Here is a 1,582-nt window from a genome sequence, read left to right as displayed (position 1 = left end):
CCGATATTATATATCATCCCTTCTAAGTATCCTTTCATAACAGTAAGAGGAGTTTTTAATTCATGTGCTACAATAGCAAAGAATTCCCTTCGCTTTGTTTCTATTTCTCTTTCTTTTTCAATATCACTTTTTAATTGCTGATTAGCTTTTTGTAAATCAAAAATTGCCTGTTGTAAATTTATAGACATATCATTCAAGCTATTGGACAATTCCCCTAATTCATCCATAGAGCGAACCTCAATTTTTTCGGAGAAATCCAAGTTTGCCATCTTTTGTGCACCTTTATTAATATAAATAAGTGGTTTAGTAATAAACCTTGAATAGAGATAAGCACTTCCTAAACCAATAACTAGTACAATGATACTAATATAGGGTAGAAAACGTACTAAGACCTGTGAAGCTTCATCAATCGGCTGAAATGTTGCGAACACCACAAGCGTTAAGTTAACATCTTGGAATTGTATTGGCTTGCTAACCTCATATGAATTACGAGGATTATCTAAACTCCTTGCTGGTACTGTTTTAACAAAACCTTTTGCTTGAGTACCGCCTTGAATAGTACCCTCTTGAATAGTACTTTGAAGAAAAGCAATAGAAGGAGAATAAATAAGTCTTCCCTCATTATTTTGAAGGTAGATTACCGCATTATTTTTTTGTGCGTATTCATCAACAAGTGGTATTGCATTTTGAAGCGTAAGATCTTTAGATTTATCAATTATTTCTTCGATTCCCGTTTGAAGCTGATCTGTTTTGTATTGCTCATAAAATTTAGGGAGAAAGAAGTATAAAGTTACATAAATCAAGGTTGCAAAGGCTAACAAAATGAGGGATGTAGTCATAAAGAGTTTATAGGTAATTCTCTTCATCTTCATGATTTTTACAATCCTATTCATCAATTTTATAACCAATGCCCTTTACTGTTTTAATATAGGGTATATCTAATTTTTTTCGTATGTTTTTCATATGCGTATCAATCATTCGTGTGTCCCCGGCATACTCATATCCCCAAATTTTTTCTACGATATTATCTCTTGTGAGTACCTTTTTTTCATTTTGAAGTAGTAGTTGCAAAATTTCAAATTCTTTTGTCGTTAAGGGAACTTCAACTTTATTTACATATACTTTATATGCATCGCCATCGACATGTAGTTCTCTAAATACAAAATGATTATCCGTACTTTGATTATTACTTCTTCTCAGTACTGCTTCGACTCGTCTCATCAAAACATGGAAAGAAAAAGGTTTCGTAATATAATCATCGATTCCAAGATCAAATCCTTTCATTTGATCTTGTTCTTCTTCTAGCGCAGTTAGCATAATAATTGGTATATTTGACTGACTTCGAATCATTTTGGCAACTTCAAATCCATTCAGGTTTGGCATCATCACATCTAGAAGAATTAAATCGAAGGACTGCTTATTAAATTGTTTCATGCCCTCTAATCCATCTGATGCAACTATAACTTTATACTGTTGTGTCATTAAAAATTGTTTGATTAATTCTTGTATTTCTTGATCATCTTCTACCACCAGAATGTGATAGTTCTTCATAATATCACCTCTTGTAGTCATTATAACCTTC

At 32.3% G+C, this 1,582-nt stretch carries 2 protein-coding genes; both read right to left on the bottom strand.

The window, feature by feature from the left end; genetic code table 11:
* A partial coding sequence (locus DOS87_RS14460) for a HAMP domain-containing protein (protein WP_208730383.1) occupies positions 1–872 on the bottom strand: 872 nt, incomplete at its 3' end.
* A gap of 13 nt (positions 873–885) precedes the next feature.
* Positions 886–1,551, bottom strand: a complete 666-nt coding sequence (locus DOS87_RS14455) for a response regulator transcription factor (protein ID WP_000800734.1) — start codon at positions 1,549–1,551, stop codon at positions 886–888.
* Between the last annotated feature and the right edge of the window lie 31 nt (positions 1,552–1,582).

It is taken from the genome of Bacillus sp. CR71 (assembly GCF_003429245.1).
GTDB lineage: Bacteria > Bacillota > Bacilli > Bacillales > Bacillaceae_G > Bacillus_A > Bacillus_A thuringiensis_S.
This window is presented reverse-complemented; position numbering and strand designations above follow the sequence as displayed.